Here is a 16503-nt window from a genome sequence, read left to right on the forward strand (position 1 = left end):
AGCCCTCCACGGGGTCCCGTCGTGACCGAACGAAGCCAAAAGAGGCGAGGGGTTTCGGTGTGACGAGCCGCGCGGGCACCCCCACGGGGCGGTGAGAGCCCGGGTGTGCGCGCCTACGCGGCCGTCAGGACGGAACGGCCGGGCGCCCGGGGCCGGCGACGGCCACGGGCATCGGGATCGCGCTGGGCGAGGAACGCCGTCCGCAGCTCACGGTCCCGTAGCGCCGTGCGTATCCGGGTGGGGGTGAGCGGGCCGGAGGACCGGGCGGCGACGGCGGCCAACAGCAGCGCCGCGGTGGCCACCACGGAGGTGGCGACGGTGAGGGCGACCGAGGCCATCAGGCCGCTCAGCCCGCTCTCCGTCAGCCACAGCTCGGCGAGCAGGAAGAGGAGCATGCTCATGTGCGTACGGAAGACGACGCTCATCACTGCTCCCCCCTGCTGAACCGGGCTCACGATCAGGCGAACACCTGATCACATCTCAACTGCCGTCGATACTAGTCCCCGCCACTGACAACGGCACCGGCCGGGGCGCCGTCCCGCTCCGGATCGCGGCCCGGGTCCCGGGCCAGGACCTCGTCGTCGGGCCGGGCCGCCTCGGCCGGTCCCGGCCGCGGGCCCCACCACGACACCGCCAGCGCCACCAGCACGTTCGCCACCAGTGCCAGGGCTCCCGCGTTCACCCCCCACACCGGGTCGTGCTTGGTGAAGACCAGCGCGCACACCAGCGTGCCGCCCACCGCGAGCCCGCTGAGGGCGCCCCACAGCGTCAGCCTCCGCCACATCAGCCCCAGCAGGATCATGGGAACGAGCTGGGCCATGCCCTCGTACGAGATGAGCGACAGCCGCACCAGCGTGTTGGGCGCGGTGTACGTGAGCAGCAGCGCCAGCGCGCCCGCCCCGACCACCACGGCCTGCGCCGCCGCCTTCTGCCGTTCCGGGCGCTCCGCGAGCCGGGGGATCGCGCCCAGCACGCTCCGTCCCCACATCGTTCCGATGACCAGCATGAACACAGCCATCGGAACGATCGACGAGAGCGCCCCGGCCACCCCGATCACCCCGACCGCCCACGCCGGCAGCGAGTCGACCACCAGCTTGAACAGCGCCAGGTTCGAGCCCGCCCCGGTGAGCCCGGGCACCACGAAGATCGCCGCCATGCCCAGCAGCATCGGCACGAACAGCAGCACGTTGTAGAAGGGCAGCAGGATCGCGTTGCGCCGCAGGGCGTCGGCGTTGCGGGCACCCAGATAGCCCGCCACGGTCGTCGGGAAGATGACGACCGTCAGGGAGTTGAGGAAGCTCGTCGTGACGAACCAGCCCCCGGCCATCCCGCTGCCGCCGTGCCCGGAGAAGGTCAGCCAGTCCGGCTTCTCCGCCACCATCCGGTCCAGGAAGGGGCCGTAGCCGCCGAAGTAGTGCAAGGGGACGTAGACGGCGAGGAAACCGAGGGTGCCGATGACGAGGATGTCCTTGAGCACGGACACCCACGCGCTGCCGCGCAGGCCGCTCACGACCACGAAGGTGGTGGTGACGGCGAAGGCGATGAAGTAGGCCCAGTTCAGGCTGATCGCGCCGTAGGAGATCGTCGAGACGACGACCCCCATCCCGGTGATCTGGAGCTGGATGTACGGCAGCAGGCACACCGTCGCCAGGACCGCCACCAGCGCGCCGGCCCACGGGCGGCCGTAGCGGTGGGCCACCATGTCCGTGATGCTGACGAGCCCGTGGCGGCGGGCGTACGCCCACAGCGTCGGGCCGACGACGTAGCCGATCGCGTAGCCGCAGGAGAGGTACGCGACGACGTAGAGCACGGGCGCGCCGTAGTTGTAGCCCCAGCCCGCCGCGCCGAGGTAGCTGAAGCTGGTGTAGCCCTCACCCGCCATCAGCACCCAGATGAAGACCGTGCCCAGGCTGCGGCCGCCCACCGACCACTCGGCGAGCCCGCCGCCGCGGCCGTGCCCCCGGACGGCCAGCAGGCCGAGGGCGACGGTCAGGAGCATGAAGACGCCGAAGATCGTCGAGGCGACGGCGGCGTTCCCGCTCATGCCCGCCCCCGCGCGCGGTCGCCGCGCCAGGCGAGGAAGACGGCGACGGGGGTGAGGAGGGTGGCCAGGAGCAGCCAGAAGAACAGGAAGGGCAGGCCCATGACGGTGGGACGGACGCGGTCCACGAGGGGGAGGGCGACCAGGTAGAGCACATAGGGGGCCAGGAGCCACAGGAGAGTGGGACGTTTCTTCAGCACGCCCCCGACCCTAGGGGGTGGGAGCTCACGCCCCCAGGCGCGCGTCCCCATGGCTCACAACCCCATGGCTCACGCCCCCAGCAGCCGGAACGCCGTGTAGATCAGCAGGCCCGCCAGGGCGCCCACCACCGTGCCGTTGATGCGGATGAACTGGAGGTCCCGGCCGATGTGGGCCTCGATCTTGCGGGAGGTCTGCTCCGCGTCCCAGCCCGCCACCGTCTCCGTGATCAAGGCGGTGATCTCGTCCCGATAGGTCGTCACCACATAGACGGCCGCGTCCTCCAGCCAGCCGTCGACCTTCCGGCGCAGCCGCTCGTCGTCCGTCATCCGGGCGCCCAGCGAGAGGATCGAGGCGCGGACGCGCAGTCGCAGCTCGCTGCGCTCGTCCTCGGCGGCGGCGACGATCATCGCGCGGACCGAGGACCAGACCGAGGCGATCACATCCTGGACCTCGCCGCGCCCCAGCACCTCGGACTTCAGGCGCTCCACCCGGGCCCGGGTGTCCTCGTCGGACTGGAGGTCGCGGGCGAAGTCCGTCAGGAAGCGGTCGACGGCGCCGCGCGCCGGGTGGTCCGGCATGTCGCGCATCTCGGTGACGAAGCGCAGCAGTTCCTTGTAGACGCGTTCGCCGACCTTGCGGTCGACGAAGCGCGGCGTCCAGCCGGGGGCGCCTCCGGTGACGGCGGACATGACGGAGTCGCTGTGGGTGACGAGCCAGTCGTGGGCCCGTACGCACACCAGGTCGACGACCCTGTGGTGGCCGCCGTCGGCGACGACCTTCTCCAGGGTCGCGCCGATGCCGGGGGCGATCTCGACGGCGTCCGCGCGCCGGGTGATGGCCTCGCCGACGACCGCCTGGACGTCGGAGTCGCGCAGCACGGTCAGGGCGCCGCGCAGCGCCGTGGCCAGCTCGGCGGTGACCCGGTCGGCGTGCGCGGGGTCGGACAGCCAGACGCCGAGCCGGGAGCCGATGCCGACGGCCCGCAGCCGTACCCGCACCACGTCGCCGGAGAGGAAGTTCTCGCCGACGAACTCGCCCAGGCTCTGGCCCAGCTGGTCCTTCTTGGTGGGGATGATCGCGGTGTGCGGGATGGGCAGGCCCATGGGCCGCCGGAAGAGCGCGGTGACCGCGAACCAGTCGGCCAGCGCGCCGACCATGCCCGCCTCGGCGGCCGCGGCCACGAACCCGGCCCAGCCGCCCGCGCCCGCGGACTGCGCCCACTTCGCGAGGGCGTACACCAGGGCAACGCTCAGCAGCAGCCCCGTCGCGAGGGCCTTCATCCGGCGCACGCCACGCCGTTTCTCCTCGTCCGCCGCGCTGTAGGTGAATCCGGCCGCCGGCCCGGGCAGCATCACTCCGTCGGCGGCATTCGCGCCGCCCCCGGCGGCAGCCGGCTCCTCTTCATGGAACCGTTTCATCGACACCACCCGTTCCGAACTGTCCTCGCTGTGCATTGTCCCTACCCGACGTACTCGGGGAACGGACGAAGAGTTCCCCGGCGTCGTTCCCCACGTCGTTCCCCACGTCCGGCCGTCGTCCGCCGTCGATCGTCCGCCGTCGATGTGTCCCCGGGAGTTGTCCGCGATGAACAGGCCACCCCTGTCCCGTGGCGCCGCCCACGCCCTGCTGGCCGCGCTGGCGGCCCTGGTCGTGGCCGCCTCGCTGGCGATATTCACCGGCGTGGGCGGGGCGGACGGCACGGCCGACGAGGCGCTGCGGTCCCCGCGCCCGGCCCCGCCGACCGCAGCGGGACGCTGGATCGGCTCCTGGTCGGCGTCCCCGGCCGCCGCCGAGCCGGGCACGGCGCGCGGCTACCCCGGCCGGTCCATCCGCAACGTGGTACACACGACGCTGGCCGGCGGCATGGCCCGCGTCCAGCTCTCCAACCTCTTCGGCGGCGCCCCGCTGACCGTCGACCACGCCTCGCTCGCCCTCGCCGCGACCCCCGGCGGCCCGGCGGCCGCGCCGGGCGGCATGCGGGAGCTGACCTTCGGCGGGGAGCGCTCGGTGACCGTCCCGGCCGGACGGGCGACCTACAGCGACCCGGTCCGCCTCCCCGTCGCCGCCCCCGCGGACCTGCTGATCAGCACATACGTCTCCCGGCCGGCCGGCCCCGTGACCATCCACCCGCACGCCCGGCAGATCTCCTACCTCGCCCCCGGCGACCGGACGCTGGACGCGGGCGGCGCCGCGTTCACCGCGAAGAGCCTGTTCTGGCGCTATGTGACGGCCGTCGACGTCTGGACCGCCGAGGCCACGGGCGCGGTGGTGGCCCTCGGCGACTCCATCACCGACGGCGTCTCCGCCACCATCGGCGCCGACCGCCGCTGGACCGACTTCCTCGCCGGCCGGCTGCGCACCGAGCGCGGCGCACCGCGCCTGGGCGTGCTCAACGAGGGCATCAGCGGCAATCGCGTCCTCCTCGGCGGAATGGGCTCCTCCGCCGTCAACAATCCCAGCGCCCTGGACCGCTTCGACCGCGATGTGCTCTCCCGTTCGGGGGTGCGCGCTGTCGTCGTCGAGCTCGGCGTCAACGACATCCTGCGCAGCCCCCGCCAGACCGATCCCGCGCGGATCGCGGCGGGCCTGCGGACGCTGGTCGAACGGGCGCACACGCGCGGGCTGCGGGTGACGGGCGCGACGCTGTCGCCCTTCGGCGGGCGGACGGGCACCGGACCGGACCAGGAGCTCGTCCGTCGCGGGCTCAACGCGGAGATCCGCTCGGGGCGCGTCTTCGACGACGTCGTCGACTTCGACCGGACGCTGCGCGACCCGGCCGACCCGCAGCGCCTCCTCCCGGCGTACGACTGCGGGGACCATCTCCACCCGAACGACGCCGGCTATCTGGCGATGGCCCGGACGCTGGACGTCGGTGTGCTCAAGGGGGAGGTCAGGGCGGCGCTGTGACCACCGGGCCGGCGGCTACCCCGGGGTCTTGCCGCCGCCGTCGCGCCGGTCGTCCCACTCCAGCCGCTTCTGCTCGCGCAGCCGGTCCCGTTCGTCCCGGGCCGCCTTGCGCTCGACGCCGACGCCGCCCCAGAGCGCGAGGCCGGTGATCCGCACCTTGGGCGAACCGGGCGTGCCGGGGCCGGTCGCCCTGTCCCCGAAGCCGCCCATGATGCCGATGCCGCGCACCTCCACGTCGAGGTCCGGGGGGACGACGACGCCCATACCGCCCATGAGCGCGAAGCAGCGGATGACGACCTCGCGGTCCTCGAAACGGGCCTCGCGCAGGTCGATCTTCCCGCCACCCCACATGGCGAAGGCGGTGAAGCGCCGTCCCACGGTCCAGCGGCCCGCGCGGTTGAAGCCGCCCCAGATCGCCATCGCCCAGGTGGAGGTGGCGGGCCCGCCGACGCGCTCCGCCCAGCCGCCCCCACCCTCGGGCACCGGCGCGGCAGCCGCCCGGCCGGCGCCCGAGGGCACCGGCAGGTCCCGCACCAGCGGGGTCAGCTCGGCGTGCGTACGGGCCTTGTAGGCGGCGTCCAGACGCTCCTCGAACTCCTCCATGGTCAGCCGGCCCTCGGCGACGGCCTCGCGCAGGACCTCGGCGATCCGTTCGCGCTCCGCGTCGGAGGCCCGCATCTCAGGAAGTTCGTTCATCATGGCGGACAGATTAGATGCCCCGACCGGATGGCCACAGCACGCGTGCGCCACCGGCGGCCCCACGCCCGCTACAGCGCGGAACGATCCGGCGGGGGCTTGGGGGTGTCCCCCATCGGATACAGCATGGTGGCGATGACCTGCTCGATGTCCGGTTCCCGCACCGACAGGTCCACCAGCGGATAGCGCTCGGCCACCGCCGCCACGACGGGCGCCGCGCTGTGCGTGGCGGCGAACGCCAGCCACTGGCGCGGCCCCTCGACCCGCACCACCCGGGCACCGGGGACGCCGGTGACGGGCGGGAACTCCCGCTCCAGGTCGACGACGAGCATCCGCTCGCTCTCCCCCTGAGCATGGAGGCCGTCCAGCCCGCCGTCGTAGACCAGCCGGCCATGGTCGATGACCATCACCCGCTTGCACAACTGCTCGATGTCGGTCAGGTCGTGGGTCGTCAGCAGCACCGTCATCCCGCGCTCGGCGTTGACGTCGCGCAGGAACTCCCGCACCTTGGCCTTGCTCACCACGTCCAGTCCGATGGTCGGCTCGTCGAGGTAGAGCACCTCGGGATCGTGGAGCAGGGCCGCCGCGATGTCCCCGCGCATCCGCTGCCCCAGCGACAGCTGCCGCACCGGCACGTCCAGCAGCTCTCCGAGGTCGAGGAGCTCCACGCAGCGTTCCAGATTGGCCCGGTAACGGGCGTCGGGAATCCGGTACATCCGGCGCACCAGACCGTAGGAATCCCGCAACGGCAGGTCCCACCACAGTGTGGTGCGCTGCCCGAAGACGACCCCGATCCGGCGCGCCAGCCGCGAGCGGTCCCGCGAGGGGTCGATGCCCGCGACCCGCAGCCGGCCCGCGCTGGGCGTCAGGATGCCCGTCAGCATCTTGATCGTGGTGGACTTGCCCGCGCCGTTCGGCCCGATGTAGCCGACCATCTCCCCGCGCGGGACACGGAAGCCGATGCCGTCCACCGCGCGCACCCGGTGCCGCTCCCGCCGCAGGAACCCCGCCCTGCGGCGTACGTCGAAGACCTTCTCGACGTCCTCGAGAACGATGAGATCATCCACCGCGAACCGTCAACTCCCCGTACTTCGATAGCCCCTGAGCCCCACCCGCCAGGCCAGGCCCGCCAGCACCCAGCACACCATCGCCACCAGCGGCGACGCGAAGTCCACCCAGCCCGGCAGCCCCAGCGGATCGTCCCGTCCCAGCACCCTCAGCGCCGGCAGCCAGTTGACGAAGGCCAGCGGCACCACGAACGTCACCCCGCGCACCAGGTCCTTGGCGAACACCGACGGCGGGTACTGGAGCAGCGTCGTCCCGCCGTAGGTGAACGCGTTCTGCACCTCGGCCGCGTCGACCGCCCGGAACTGGAACGCCGCGCCCACCACGAACAGCGCCCCGAAGATCACCGCACCCGTCACCAGCATCACCGGCAGGAGCAGCACCGTCACCGGCGTCCACGCCACGTCCAGCCGCGACAGCGACCACCCCAGCAGCAGCGCTCCCTGCGTCACCCGGCCCAGCCGGCGCAGCGCGAACCGGTCGGCGGCCACCTGCGCCAGGACCGGCGCGGGGCGCGTCAGCAGCGTGTCCATCGTCCCGTCCCGCACCCGGCGCCCGACCCGGTCCAGATTGCCCAGGACGAGATCCGCGAGCCCGAAGGACGTGCTCGTCGTGCCGTAGAGGAAGGCCACTTCCGGCAGCGTGAATCCGCCGAGCGCGTGGATATGGGAGAACATGAAGGCGATCGCGACGAAGTCGAGGGCCGTCGCCGCGAAGTTCCCCACGGTCATCATCACGAACGACACGCGGTACGCCATCGTCGACCGCACCCACATCCGCACGACGAGCCCGTAGGCCCGCCCCCCGTCACGGGCGTGGGCGGACCAGCGCGCGACCGTGCCCCCGCCCCCTGGTGGCCCATACGCCTCAGCCACCCTGGACCACGACCTTCCGAGTGGCCGCCGACTGGAGCGCCCGCCCCGCCAGCAGCAGCGCCACCGCCCACGCGGCCTGGAACCCCAGGGCCGCCGCCAGCCCCGCGCCGGTCCGCCGCTCCAGCAGGACGTCCGCCGGCACTTGCAGCATCGCCGACCACGGCAGCGCCCGCGCGACCTCGCCGAAGGCGCCCGGGAAGACGTTGAGCGGCAGCAGCGTCCCGGAGAAGAAGATGCTCAGCAGGGCGAACGCCATGTTGACCCCCGCGCCGTCCAGCAGCCAGAAGGCGCACAGCCCCACCAGATACCGCAGCCCGAAGCTCACCAGCAGCCCCAGGAGCACCGACAGCAGAAAGGCCGGCCAGGTCAAGGACAGGCCGGGCAACGCCAGTTCGAAGCACAGGGCGCCCACCGTCAGCGGGACGACACCCCGCCCCAGCAGCTGGAAGAAGGCCCGGCCCATGTCACTCGCCAGCCACCACAGCTGGAGATCGGCCGGCCGGTAGAGGTCCACCGCGATGTCCCCGGTGCGGATCCGCTCCTGCAACTCCTCCTGAAAACCTCCGCCGATCAGGCACGCCGCGCCCAGCAGCGCCTGACTCGTCCACACGAACGTCAGCGCCTGTTCCCGGCCGTAACCGCCCAGGTGGGGACGCTCGTTCCACAGCGCGATGTAGGTGTACGCGAGGATGAAGCCGAAGACGGTGTTGGTGAACACCCCGGCGGCCGTGGCCACCCGGTACGTCGCGTGCCGCCGGAAGCCGCTGACCGCGACCGCCGCGTACAACCGCATCCTGGCGTCCCCCTCCTCGTTGAACCCGGTCGAGCGTCCTCGCGTCCCCCCGCACCGGGCCGCGGTCGCTTCGGGCCGCCGCACCCCGAAGCGCAGGAGCCTAGCCGCACACCACGTCCAGGAACCATGGATTTTCACTCCATGGAGTGGTCGGACTGGCCCGAACGGCCCTTCCGGGCCCCCCAACGGTGCGCTGGGCCCTTCCGCCGGAACGCATGATGCGACAGTGTCCTCCGGGGCCTACGACGCAGTCCGGACCCGCCCGAGACGACACCCCTCCGCCGAGGCGGCACAACCCCGGCGGCGGCCGAGGAGTCCCTAAGACATGAGCGACGAGCAGTCACAGCGGCGTCCCGCCGGACGCGGCCACGCGCCGCCGGGCTGGGCCCCCAGAGGCCCGGCGCACGGCGCGCCCCCCGCCGGACCGGGCGACGGCCCCGGCCGGGACGGCCGGCCCGGGCGCCCCCGCCGGACGGGCTGGCGCCGGCTCGTACCCACCTGGCGGATGATCCTCGGCGGCTTCCTGCTGATCGTCCTGATCATCGTCGGCGGCCTGATCGCCGGCTACATGCTCGTGAACATCCCCCCGGCCAACAAGGCCGCCACCGCCGAGAGCAACGTCTTCCTCTACTCCGACGGCTCCCAGCTCGCCCGCGACGGCGAGGTCAACCGCGAGAGCGTGCCGCTCAGCAAGGTCCCCAGGGATGTCCAGCACGCCGTCCTCGCCGCCGAGGACCGCGACTACTACTCCGAGTCCGCCGTCAACCCCGAGGCCATGCTGCGCGCCGCCTGGAACACCGTCACCGGCAAGGGCAAGCAGTCCGGCTCCACCATCACCCAGCAGTACGTCAAGAACTACTACCTGGGCCAGGAACAGACCATCAGCCGCAAGGTGAAGGAATTCTTCATCGCCATCAAGCTGGACCGCGAGGAGAGCAAGAACGACATCCTCGAGGGCTACCTCAACACCAGCTACTTCGGGCGCAACGCCTACGGCGTCCAGGCCGCCTCCCAGGCGTACTACAACAAGGACTCGGACAAACTCACCACCGCCGAGGGCGCCTATCTGGCCACCCTCCTCAACGCCCCCAGCGCCTACGACGTCGGCGCCCACCCCGAGAACAGGCCGCGCGCCGAGGCCCGTTGGCGCTACGTCCTCGACGGCATGGTCAAGAAGAAGTGGCTCAGCCCCGCCGACCGGGCCGCGATGACCTTCCCCACCCCCGGCAAGACCAAGCCCCGGCTGAGCATGTCCGGCCAGCGCGGCTATCTCGTCGAGGCCGTCAAGGACTACCTCACCGGCAACAAGATCGTCGACGAGAACACCCTCGCCGCCGGCGGCTATCGCATCACCACCACCATCGAGAAGAAGAAGCAGGACGCCTTCGTCGCCGCCGTCCGCGACCAGCTGATGAGCGAACTCAGCGACAACCGCAAGGTCGACCGCTACGTCCGCGCCGGCGGCGCCTCCATCGACCCCAAGACCGGCAAGGTCGTCGCCCTCTACGGCGGCATCGACTACACCAGGCAGTACGTCAACAACGCCACCCGCCGCGACTACCAGGTCGGCTCCACCTTCAAGCCGTTCGTCTTCACCTCCGCCGTCGACAACCACGCGAGCACCCTCGCCGGCCAGACCATCACCCCGAACACCGTCTACGACGGCACCAACAAGCGCCCCGTGCAAGGCCCCGACGGGCCCGTCGGCTACGCCCCCGAGAACGAGGACGGCTACTCCTACCCCCACATCACCGTCACCCGGGCCACCGACCTGTCCGTCAACGCCGTCTACGCGCAGATGGCCCAGGACGTCGGCCCCGGCAAGGTCAAGGAGACCGCCGTCGCCCTCGGCGTCCCCGAGAAGACCCCCGACCTCACCGCCACGCCCTCCATCGCCCTGGGCCCCGCCACCGCCAGCGTCCTGGACATGGCCCAGGCCTACGCGACCCTCGCCAACCACGGCAGGCACGGCCCGTACACGCTGGTCGAGAAGGTCTCCAAGGGCGGCGAGGAGGTCCAGCTGCCGGACGGCGAGGACACCCGGCAGGCCGTCTCCCGCGAGGCCGCCGACACCACCACGTCCATCCTCCAGAGCGTCGTGGAGGCCGGCACCGGCCGCCGCGCCCAGTCCGCGGGCCGCCCGGCGGCCGGCAAGACGGGCACGGCCGAGGAGGACAAGGCCGCCTGGTTCGCCGGCTACACCCCCGACCTCGCCACCGTCGTCGCCGTGATGGGCCAGGACCCCGACACCGGCGACCAGAAGCCGCTGTACGGAGCCACGGGCGAGGACCGCATCAACGGCGGCGGCTACCCGGCACAGATCTGGGGCGCCTACACCGCACAGGCCCTGGAGGGCACCGAGGCCACCGACTTCGACCTGGAGCTGGAGAACGGCGCGGCCCCGCCGACGCTGGAACCCTCACCGAGCGCCGCGCCCCCGTCGTCCACCGGCCCGCCGTCCTCGGCCCCGCCGACCGGCCCGCCGTCCCTCCCGGTGCCCAGCCTGCCGCCGACGATCCCGACGCCCCCGCCGGTCACCCCGAACTTCCCGACCCCGCCGGGCCCGCCGACCTTCGGCCCCCCGGGCGAGGGCAAGTCGGACCGCCACGGAGACCTGCTGGGCTATGAATACTGACCGTGACCGGGCATGGTCCGTCAGTGCCCCGACGTCGCTTTCAAGCCGACCACGGCCACCAGCAGAAGGGCTATGAAGAAGATCCGCGCGGCGGTCACCGGCTCACCCAGCACCACCATGCCGAGCACCGCCGCACCGGCCGCGCCGATGCCGACCCAGACGCCGTACGCCGTGCCGATGGGCAGCGTCCGCGCGGCCTGGGACAGCAGCATCATGCTCGCCACGATGCCCGCGGCCGTGAACACGCTCGGCCACAGCCGCGTGAAACCCTCGGTGTACTTCATGCCGATCGACCAGCCGACCTCGAGCAGACCGGCGACAGCGAGCAGAACCCATGCCATGACGGCACCTCCGGTGAAAACGACTCTCCAGGGGTGCGTCGTCTTGTCCTGACCCGGTACGGCGCGTCTCGTCGGGTGTCTACGAGGGTAGCAACTACAGATACAGCCCCGTGGAGTCCTCGGACCCCTCCAGCCGCTCCGCCGCCACCGCGTGGAGATCCCGCTCGCGCATCAGCACATAGGCGACACCGCGGACCTCCACCTCGGCACGGTCCTCCGGGTCGTACAGCACCCGGTCACCCGGCTCCACCGTGCGTACGCTCTGCCCGACCGCGACGACCTCGGCCCAGGCCAGCCGGCGGCCCACCGCCGCCGTCGCCGGAATGACGATCCCGCCGGTGGACCGGCGCTCGCCCTCGGGAATGTCGGTCCGGACCAGAACCCGGTCGTGGAGCATCCGGATGGGCAGCTTGTCGTGGGTGGTATTCGTACTCACGACAAGACCGTACCTGCCCGAAGGCGGCACCGAGGCCACTGGGCGGTCATCCGGCCCGAACCGGCCACCCGGGCGCCCCGCACCATGACTAGCGCTTGCGGCGCCCCGTCGCCTTGGCGGCCTTCCCGCCGGACCTCGACGAGGACACCAGCAGCCCGATCACACCCACGGCCACCATCGCCACCGGAACGATTCGCTCCAGACGAGGCTCGCCCTCCTTGGTGACAAAACCGGAGCGCACCTCCGAGACGACCCGGTTGGCCGCCACACACGCCCGGCCCGCCACATGGTCCACCTTCGAGCTCACCTTCGCCCGGGCGTCCCCGATGATCGTGCTCGGGTGCATCCGCACCCCGATCTCGTCGAGCACAACGGCGAGCTCCTGCCGCCGGCGGTCGATGTCCGCCTCGATCTGCGCAGGGGTCCTGGCTTCCGCCACCGCGCTGCCTCCGTCTCGTCGATAAGAATGAAGAGTGATGACTACAGTCTGTCAGCTCCCCGGGACCACCGCCCCGCGGCACCCCCGAACCGTGACCTGGCTACCCTCGGGACCATAACCACCGACTGTCGAGGAGAGCCATGAGCGAGCGACTGACGCCCGGCGACACCGCCCCCGCCTTCACCCTGCCCGACGCGGACGGCAAGCAGGTCTCGCTCGCCGACCACAAGGGCCGCAAGGTCATCGTCTACTTCTACCCCGCCGCCCTCACCCCCGGCTGCACCAAGCAGGCCTGCGACTTCACCGACAACCTCGACTTCCTCGCCGGCCACGGCTACGCCGTCATCGGGATCTCCCCCGACAAGCCGGAGAAGCTCGCCAAGTTCCGCGAGAAGGAGAACCTGAGCGTCACCCTCCTCGGCGACCCCGACAAGGAGGTCCTCACCTCCTACGGCGCCTTCGGCGAGAAGAAGCTCTACGGCAAGACCGTCACCGGCGTCATCCGCTCCACCGTCATCATCGACGAGGACGGCAAGGTCGAACGCGCCCTCTACAACGTCAAGGCCACCGGCCACGTCGCCAAGGTCATCAAGGACCTGGGGCTGTAGCCCCCGGCGCCAGCGCGCCCCGGCACACCGGACGCTCCCCCTCCGGCACGTCCTCGGCCTCCGGCAGGTCGAGGACGGCCCGGGCGCCACCGCCCGGCGCCGCACCGAACACCAGCCGGGCACCCAGCACCGCCGCCTGCCCCACCGCGATCGTCAGCCCCAGACCGTGCCCCGTCCCCCGCTCCGGCGCGGCCGTACGGAACCGGCGAGGCCCCTGATCCACCAGACCCGGCGGAAAACCGTCCCCATGGTCCCGGATCACGATCCGCGTACCGTCCACGGTGATCTCGATCGGCGGCCGGCCGTGCTTGGCCGCGTTGGCCAGGATGTTCACCAGGATCCGCTCCACCCGACGGGCGTCCGTCGCCACGATCCGGCCCTCACCGACCACCTCGACCGCCACATCGTCCACACCACGCTGACCACGCGCCCGCTTCACGATCCCGCGCACCAACGACGGCAGCTCCACCGCGTCCAGCTGAGCGCTCTCCACCCCCGCGTCCAGCCGCGAGACCTCCAGCAGATCCTCCACCAGCGCCCGCATCGTCTGCGCCCGCTCCTGCACCATCTCCACCGCCCGCGGATGCGGCAACAACTCCGCCGACGCCACCAGCCCCGCCACCGGCGTCCGCAGCTCATGGGCCACGTCCGCCGTGAACTGCCGCTCCGCCGACACCCGCCCCGCCAACGACGTCGCCATCTGATGCACCGACCGGCCCAGCTCCGCCACCTCGTCCCGGCCACCGGTGTCCAGCCCCACCGCGTCCAGGGTCTCCCCCGCCGCGATCCGCCGCGCCGCCGCCGCACTCAGCCGCAGCCGCCGCGACAACCCCTGCGCCACGAACCACGCCACCACCGCCATCAGCGCCACCGTCGCCGCACCCGCCACCACCAGCGCCTTGTCCAGCGCCGTCTGCAACGGATCACGCGCCGGATACGACGCCGAGATCGACAGCACCCGGTCCCCGGCCACACCCGTAGCCGCCCACACCCGCGGATCCTCACCACCGCTGATGTACGTACCCGACTGCCCCCGCGCCACCGCCTGCGACAACGTGAACGGCAACGTCGAATCGTCCAGCTGCGCCCCCAGCGCCAGCGTGCCGTCCCGCTGATAGATCTGAAGCGCCGAACTCAGCAACCCGTCCTGATACGCCTTCGCCTGCCGGTCGCGCTCCAGCCCCGAGATGTGGTGCACGGCCACACCCAGGACCACCACGGCCAACGCGGTGACAAAAGAGATCGCGAACGCGATCCGGCCACGAATACCCATCACGCGATCGGGAGCACCTCTCGGTGCTCACCGGAAGGGGTGGCACCCGTATAGACGACCTCCAGCGCCGTGAACGCCACCGAGCCGTCGACCTCCTTCGGCCCGTACAGCCGCAGCTTCGCCTGGAACGACTTCGCCGCCGCCCCCGACGCACCACCCGACACCTGCACCACACCGCTGCCGTTCGCGCCGTCCTCCGTATAGGCATCCCACCGGATACCACTGGCCACCCGGCCCGACGTCGAACAATCCAGCGTGATGATCGTCGGCTCCTGCACCGGCTCACCCATCCCGCAGTCCCGCACCCCCGGCAACTCCCGCGCGCCCGAATCCTCCGGCTCCACCTGAGAGTCCTGCCCATCGGCCCCCGACCGCTGCGCCGCCGCGGTCTTCGGCGCCTCGTCCACCATGCTCGCCCGGTCCGTGACGTTCTCCAGCCACACCCCACCCGTCACCAGCACGGCCACCCCCACCAGGATCGCCACCACCCTGCGCCAGCCCGCCCAGCGGGCCACGGTGCGGTCGGTCATCGGGCTCTCTTCCTTACTCACAGGCAGCTGTTCGTCCACGGGCCTGTCCCCTTCCCCGCCCTGAGTGACGGAGAAAAAAGGCCGCGCGTTCCCGTTTCGCCCTACGGACATGTGTGGCGTAACCGATCACGTAACCGATTCCGGGCACGCGCGTTACTCCATACGAGGCCGCCGGTCGGTGGCCGTACCCAGGGACGCAACCGTCCGAGTCACAGCCTTCGGGGCTCGCTCGGCGGGAACGGGGTACGGCCGCCGGCCGTGCCCTTTTCCCGCCGGGGGCCACGGGGTGGGGAGGGGAACCATGCCGGTCAGTCCGTATACGCGAGAGCGGCTCGCCACGGCGGCGGAGTCGTCGCGGACGCTGTCGGAGGCGTTGAGCAAGCTCGGGGTGGACCCGAGGAGCTCGTCGCGGCGGTACATCCACGAGCGGATGAAGTCGATGGGGATCGACACATCGCACTTCGCACGCGAGGGGGCCCGCTGGACCAAGGAGATCCTCGAAGCCGCAGTCGCCGCGTCATCGAACATGAACGATGTTCTGCGGCATCTGGGCCTCGAAGCCGTCGGAGGGCACCACACCCACATCAGCCGACGAATCCGTATGTTCGGCATCGACACCTCGCACTTCGACCGTCGAGGCCGGTCACCCAATGGCAGGCGACACCGCACCACAGCAGAGCTGCTCGTCGAACAAAATCCTTCCAACGCCCGGCGCGAGCAGAACGACCGACTCAAGCGAGCCATGCGGGAACTCGGCGTCCCGGACCGCTGCGCGTTCCGCGGCATCAAGACCATGTGGCAAGGACACCCCCTGCCGCTCGAGGTGGACCACATCGACGGCGACTGGCGCAACAACCGAATCGAAAACCTCCGGCTGCTCTGCCCCAACTGTCACTCGACAACCGACACCTATCGCGGTCGCGGCAAAAGCCGTCGTCCTGCGGCCTCCCAGTCGTCGCGGACAGCCGGTGGCGTTCGATGAGCACGGGCAACCACTACGCAAAGGAACGCCTGGCCGAAGCAGCTCGGCAATGCGCGGACATCGACGAGGTCATCGCGTTCCTGGGCACTCGTCCCTACGACACGCTCTCCCGGTACCTCTACAAGCGCTTCGCACACTTCGGGATCGATATCTCCCACTTCCGCCGCAAGTACCGCAAGAACGGACCGCGACCGTCCTCAGTCATCCTGAGCAACGCCGTAGCGAAATCCTCTTCCATCGCAGAGACGCTGCGCCGCCTCGGCCAGCCGGACAACGGCCGCCAACGCGCTCTGCTGCGCCAGTGGATCGCCGAGGACCGTCTCACGACATCGCACTTCCTAGGGCAGGCTCATCAGCGGGGCAAGCCCGGCCCAACACCCCGGAAGCCTGCCGAGGACGTGCTCGTGAAGCACGCCAGCAGCAACCGCACGCGGGCCCACATGCTCCGCCGTGCGCTGCGCTAGACCGGCGTACCAGAAGAATGCGCAGGTTGTGGAACCGCCCCCTCATGGCATGGCCGACCCATGACGCTCGAAGTGGACCACATCAACGGTGATTGGAGCGACGATCGACGAGAAAACCTCCGGCTGCTCTGCCCCAACTGCCACGCCATCACGGATACCTGGTGTCGAGGTGGCCGACGACGGCGAGAGCTTGGGTAGCGCTGTAGCTGCTCCCGTG

The 16503-nt window shown here is 71.3% G+C and carries 17 protein-coding genes, 1 pseudogene and 1 riboswitch; of the genes and pseudogenes, 5 read left to right on the top strand and 13 right to left on the bottom strand.

Features of this window, described 5'->3' with window-relative positions; genetic code table 11:
* Positions 1-113 precede the first annotated feature (113 nt).
* The 4 genes from AB0E98_RS29145 to AB0E98_RS29160 all read right to left on the bottom strand — a co-directional run bounded on the left by AB0E98_RS29145 (position 114) and on the right by AB0E98_RS29160 (position 3660).
* Positions 114-425: a DUF6412 domain-containing protein gene (locus AB0E98_RS29145; RefSeq protein ID WP_361708315.1), complete on the bottom strand. Its 312-nt coding sequence runs from the start codon at positions 423-425 to the stop codon at positions 114-116.
* Positions 426-496: 71 nt separating this feature from the next.
* Entirely contained in the window at positions 497-2044 is a 1548-nt protein-coding gene (locus AB0E98_RS29150) for a sodium:solute symporter family protein (RefSeq protein WP_361708317.1), read from the bottom strand.
* Positions 2041-2292 carry a DUF3311 domain-containing protein gene (locus AB0E98_RS29155; protein WP_361708320.1) on the bottom strand — a complete coding sequence of 84 codons (252 nt, stop codon included), beginning with the start codon at positions 2290-2292 and terminating at the stop codon, positions 2041-2043. Before AB0E98_RS29155 ends, AB0E98_RS29150 begins: the two co-directional genes overlap by 4 nt.
* A gap of 18 nt (positions 2293-2310) precedes the next feature.
* Entirely contained in the window at positions 2311-3660 is a 1350-nt protein-coding gene (locus AB0E98_RS29160; protein WP_361708321.1) for a DUF445 domain-containing protein, read from the bottom strand.
* A 166-nt stretch (positions 3661-3826) separates the two neighbouring features.
* Here AB0E98_RS29160 and AB0E98_RS29165 point away from each other — a divergent pair, with 166 nt between their 5' ends.
* A complete protein-coding gene (locus AB0E98_RS29165; protein WP_361708323.1) occupies positions 3827-5149 on the top strand; it encodes an SGNH/GDSL hydrolase family protein in 1323 nt (440 codons plus the stop codon).
* 15 nt (positions 5150-5164) lie between these two features.
* Here AB0E98_RS29165 and AB0E98_RS29170 read toward each other — a convergent pair whose 3' ends face one another.
* The 4 genes from AB0E98_RS29170 to AB0E98_RS29185 form a co-directional block, all read right to left on the bottom strand.
* Positions 5165-5848: a DUF1707 domain-containing protein gene (locus AB0E98_RS29170; protein WP_361708326.1), complete on the bottom strand. Its 684-nt coding sequence runs from the start codon at positions 5846-5848 to the stop codon at positions 5165-5167.
* Between the two features lie 68 nt (positions 5849-5916).
* Entirely contained in the window at positions 5917-6912 is a 996-nt protein-coding gene (locus tag AB0E98_RS29175; protein WP_361708328.1) for an ATP-binding cassette domain-containing protein, read from the bottom strand.
* 9 nt (positions 6913-6921) lie between these two features.
* Positions 6922-7686, bottom strand: a complete 765-nt coding sequence (locus tag AB0E98_RS29180) for an ABC transporter permease (RefSeq protein ID WP_361708511.1) — start codon at positions 7684-7686, stop codon at positions 6922-6924.
* Positions 7687-7777: 91 nt separating this feature from the next.
* Positions 7778-8578: an ABC-2 family transporter protein gene (locus AB0E98_RS29185; RefSeq protein WP_361708331.1), complete on the bottom strand. Its 801-nt coding sequence runs from the start codon at positions 8576-8578 to the stop codon at positions 7778-7780.
* A 325-nt stretch (positions 8579-8903) separates the two neighbouring features.
* On the opposite strand from AB0E98_RS29185, the gene AB0E98_RS29190 reads away from it, so the two are divergent.
* On the top strand, positions 8904-11213 hold the full coding sequence (locus AB0E98_RS29190) for a transglycosylase domain-containing protein (RefSeq protein WP_361708333.1): 2310 nt from the start codon (positions 8904-8906) through the stop codon (positions 11211-11213).
* A gap of 20 nt (positions 11214-11233) precedes the next feature.
* Here the strand turns inward: AB0E98_RS29190 and AB0E98_RS29195 are convergent, their stop codons facing one another.
* The 3 genes from AB0E98_RS29195 to AB0E98_RS29205 all read right to left on the bottom strand — a co-directional run bounded on the left by AB0E98_RS29195 (position 11234) and on the right by AB0E98_RS29205 (position 12429).
* Positions 11234-11554: a multidrug efflux SMR transporter gene (locus tag AB0E98_RS29195; protein ID WP_361708335.1), complete on the bottom strand. Its 321-nt coding sequence runs from the start codon at positions 11552-11554 to the stop codon at positions 11234-11236.
* 32 nt (positions 11555-11586) lie between these two features.
* Positions 11587-11651, bottom strand: a riboswitch (guanidine-III (ykkC-III) riboswitch).
* A complete protein-coding gene (locus AB0E98_RS29200) occupies positions 11649-11951 on the bottom strand; it encodes a co-chaperone GroES (protein ID WP_048831771.1) in 303 nt (100 codons plus the stop codon). Its footprint overlaps the riboswitch before it by 3 nt.
* Before the next feature lie 127 nt (positions 11952-12078).
* Complete coding sequence (locus AB0E98_RS29205; RefSeq protein WP_361708337.1) at positions 12079-12429, bottom strand: DUF3618 domain-containing protein; 351 nt, start codon at positions 12427-12429, stop codon at positions 12079-12081.
* Positions 12430-12569: 140 nt separating this feature from the next.
* Between AB0E98_RS29205 and bcp the strand changes: the two genes are divergently transcribed.
* The gene (bcp, locus tag AB0E98_RS29210; RefSeq protein ID WP_361708339.1) at positions 12570-13037 is read left to right on the top strand and encodes a thioredoxin-dependent thiol peroxidase; all 468 of its coding nucleotides are present in this window, start codon (positions 12570-12572) and stop codon (positions 13035-13037) included.
* Here bcp and AB0E98_RS29215 read toward each other — a convergent pair.
* Positions 13018-14310, bottom strand: a complete 1293-nt coding sequence (locus AB0E98_RS29215) for a HAMP domain-containing sensor histidine kinase (RefSeq protein WP_361708514.1) — start codon at positions 14308-14310, stop codon at positions 13018-13020. The genes bcp and AB0E98_RS29215 overlap by 20 nt on opposite strands.
* Entirely contained in the window at positions 14310-14879 is a 570-nt protein-coding gene (locus tag AB0E98_RS29220) for a hypothetical protein (RefSeq protein ID WP_361708342.1), read from the bottom strand. The genes AB0E98_RS29215 and AB0E98_RS29220 overlap by 1 nt, the downstream gene beginning before the upstream one ends.
* Before the next feature lie 262 nt (positions 14880-15141).
* Between AB0E98_RS29220 and AB0E98_RS29225 the strand changes: the two genes are divergently transcribed.
* Both AB0E98_RS29225 and AB0E98_RS29230 read left to right on the top strand, forming a co-directional pair.
* Entirely contained in the window at positions 15142-15822 is a 681-nt protein-coding gene (locus AB0E98_RS29225; protein WP_361708344.1) for an HNH endonuclease signature motif containing protein, read from the top strand.
* A pseudogene (locus tag AB0E98_RS29230) lies at positions 15819-16484 on the top strand (HNH endonuclease). Before AB0E98_RS29225 ends, AB0E98_RS29230 begins: the two are co-directional and overlap by 4 nt.
* Positions 16485-16503: the final 19 nt, after the last annotated feature.

The organism is Streptomyces sp. NPDC037389 (genome assembly GCF_040636475.1).
GTDB lineage: Bacteria > Actinomycetota > Actinomycetes > Streptomycetales > Streptomycetaceae > Streptomyces > Streptomyces hesseae.

Bases quoted from the DNA above. Each gene is read 5' to 3' on its own strand.
- AB0E98_RS29145 (WP_361708315.1), bottom strand. From the start codon at position 425: ATGAGCGTCGTCTTCCGTACGCACATGAGCATGCTCCTCTTCCTGCTC.
- AB0E98_RS29150 (WP_361708317.1), bottom strand. From the start codon at position 2,044: ATGAGCGGGAACGCCGCCGTCGCCTCGACGATCTTCGGCGTCTTCATG.
- AB0E98_RS29155 (WP_361708320.1), bottom strand. From the start codon at position 2,292: ATGGGGACGCGCGCCTGGGGGCGTGAGCTCCCACCCCCTAGGGTCGGG.
- AB0E98_RS29160 (WP_361708321.1), bottom strand. From the start codon at position 3,660: ATGAAACGGTTCCATGAAGAGGAGCCGGCTGCCGCCGGGGGCGGCGCG.
- AB0E98_RS29165 (WP_361708323.1), top strand. From the start codon at position 3,827: ATGAACAGGCCACCCCTGTCCCGTGGCGCCGCCCACGCCCTGCTGGCC.
- AB0E98_RS29170 (WP_361708326.1), bottom strand. From the start codon at position 5,848: ATGATGAACGAACTTCCTGAGATGCGGGCCTCCGACGCGGAGCGCGAA.
- AB0E98_RS29180 (WP_361708511.1), bottom strand. From the start codon at position 7,686: ATGTGGGTGCGGTCGACGATGGCGTACCGCGTGTCGTTCGTGATGATG.
- AB0E98_RS29185 (WP_361708331.1), bottom strand. From the start codon at position 8,578: ATGCGGTTGTACGCGGCGGTCGCGGTCAGCGGCTTCCGGCGGCACGCG.
- AB0E98_RS29190 (WP_361708333.1), top strand. From the start codon at position 8,904: ATGAGCGACGAGCAGTCACAGCGGCGTCCCGCCGGACGCGGCCACGCG.
- AB0E98_RS29195 (WP_361708335.1), bottom strand. From the start codon at position 11,554: ATGGCATGGGTTCTGCTCGCTGTCGCCGGTCTGCTCGAGGTCGGCTGG.
- AB0E98_RS29200 (WP_048831771.1), bottom strand. From the start codon at position 11,951: ATGCTCCACGACCGGGTTCTGGTCCGGACCGACATTCCCGAGGGCGAG.
- bcp (WP_361708339.1), top strand. From the start codon at position 12,570: ATGAGCGAGCGACTGACGCCCGGCGACACCGCCCCCGCCTTCACCCTG.
- AB0E98_RS29215 (WP_361708514.1), bottom strand. From the start codon at position 14,310: ATGGGTATTCGTGGCCGGATCGCGTTCGCGATCTCTTTTGTCACCGCG.
- AB0E98_RS29225 (WP_361708344.1), top strand. From the start codon at position 15,142: ATGCCGGTCAGTCCGTATACGCGAGAGCGGCTCGCCACGGCGGCGGAG.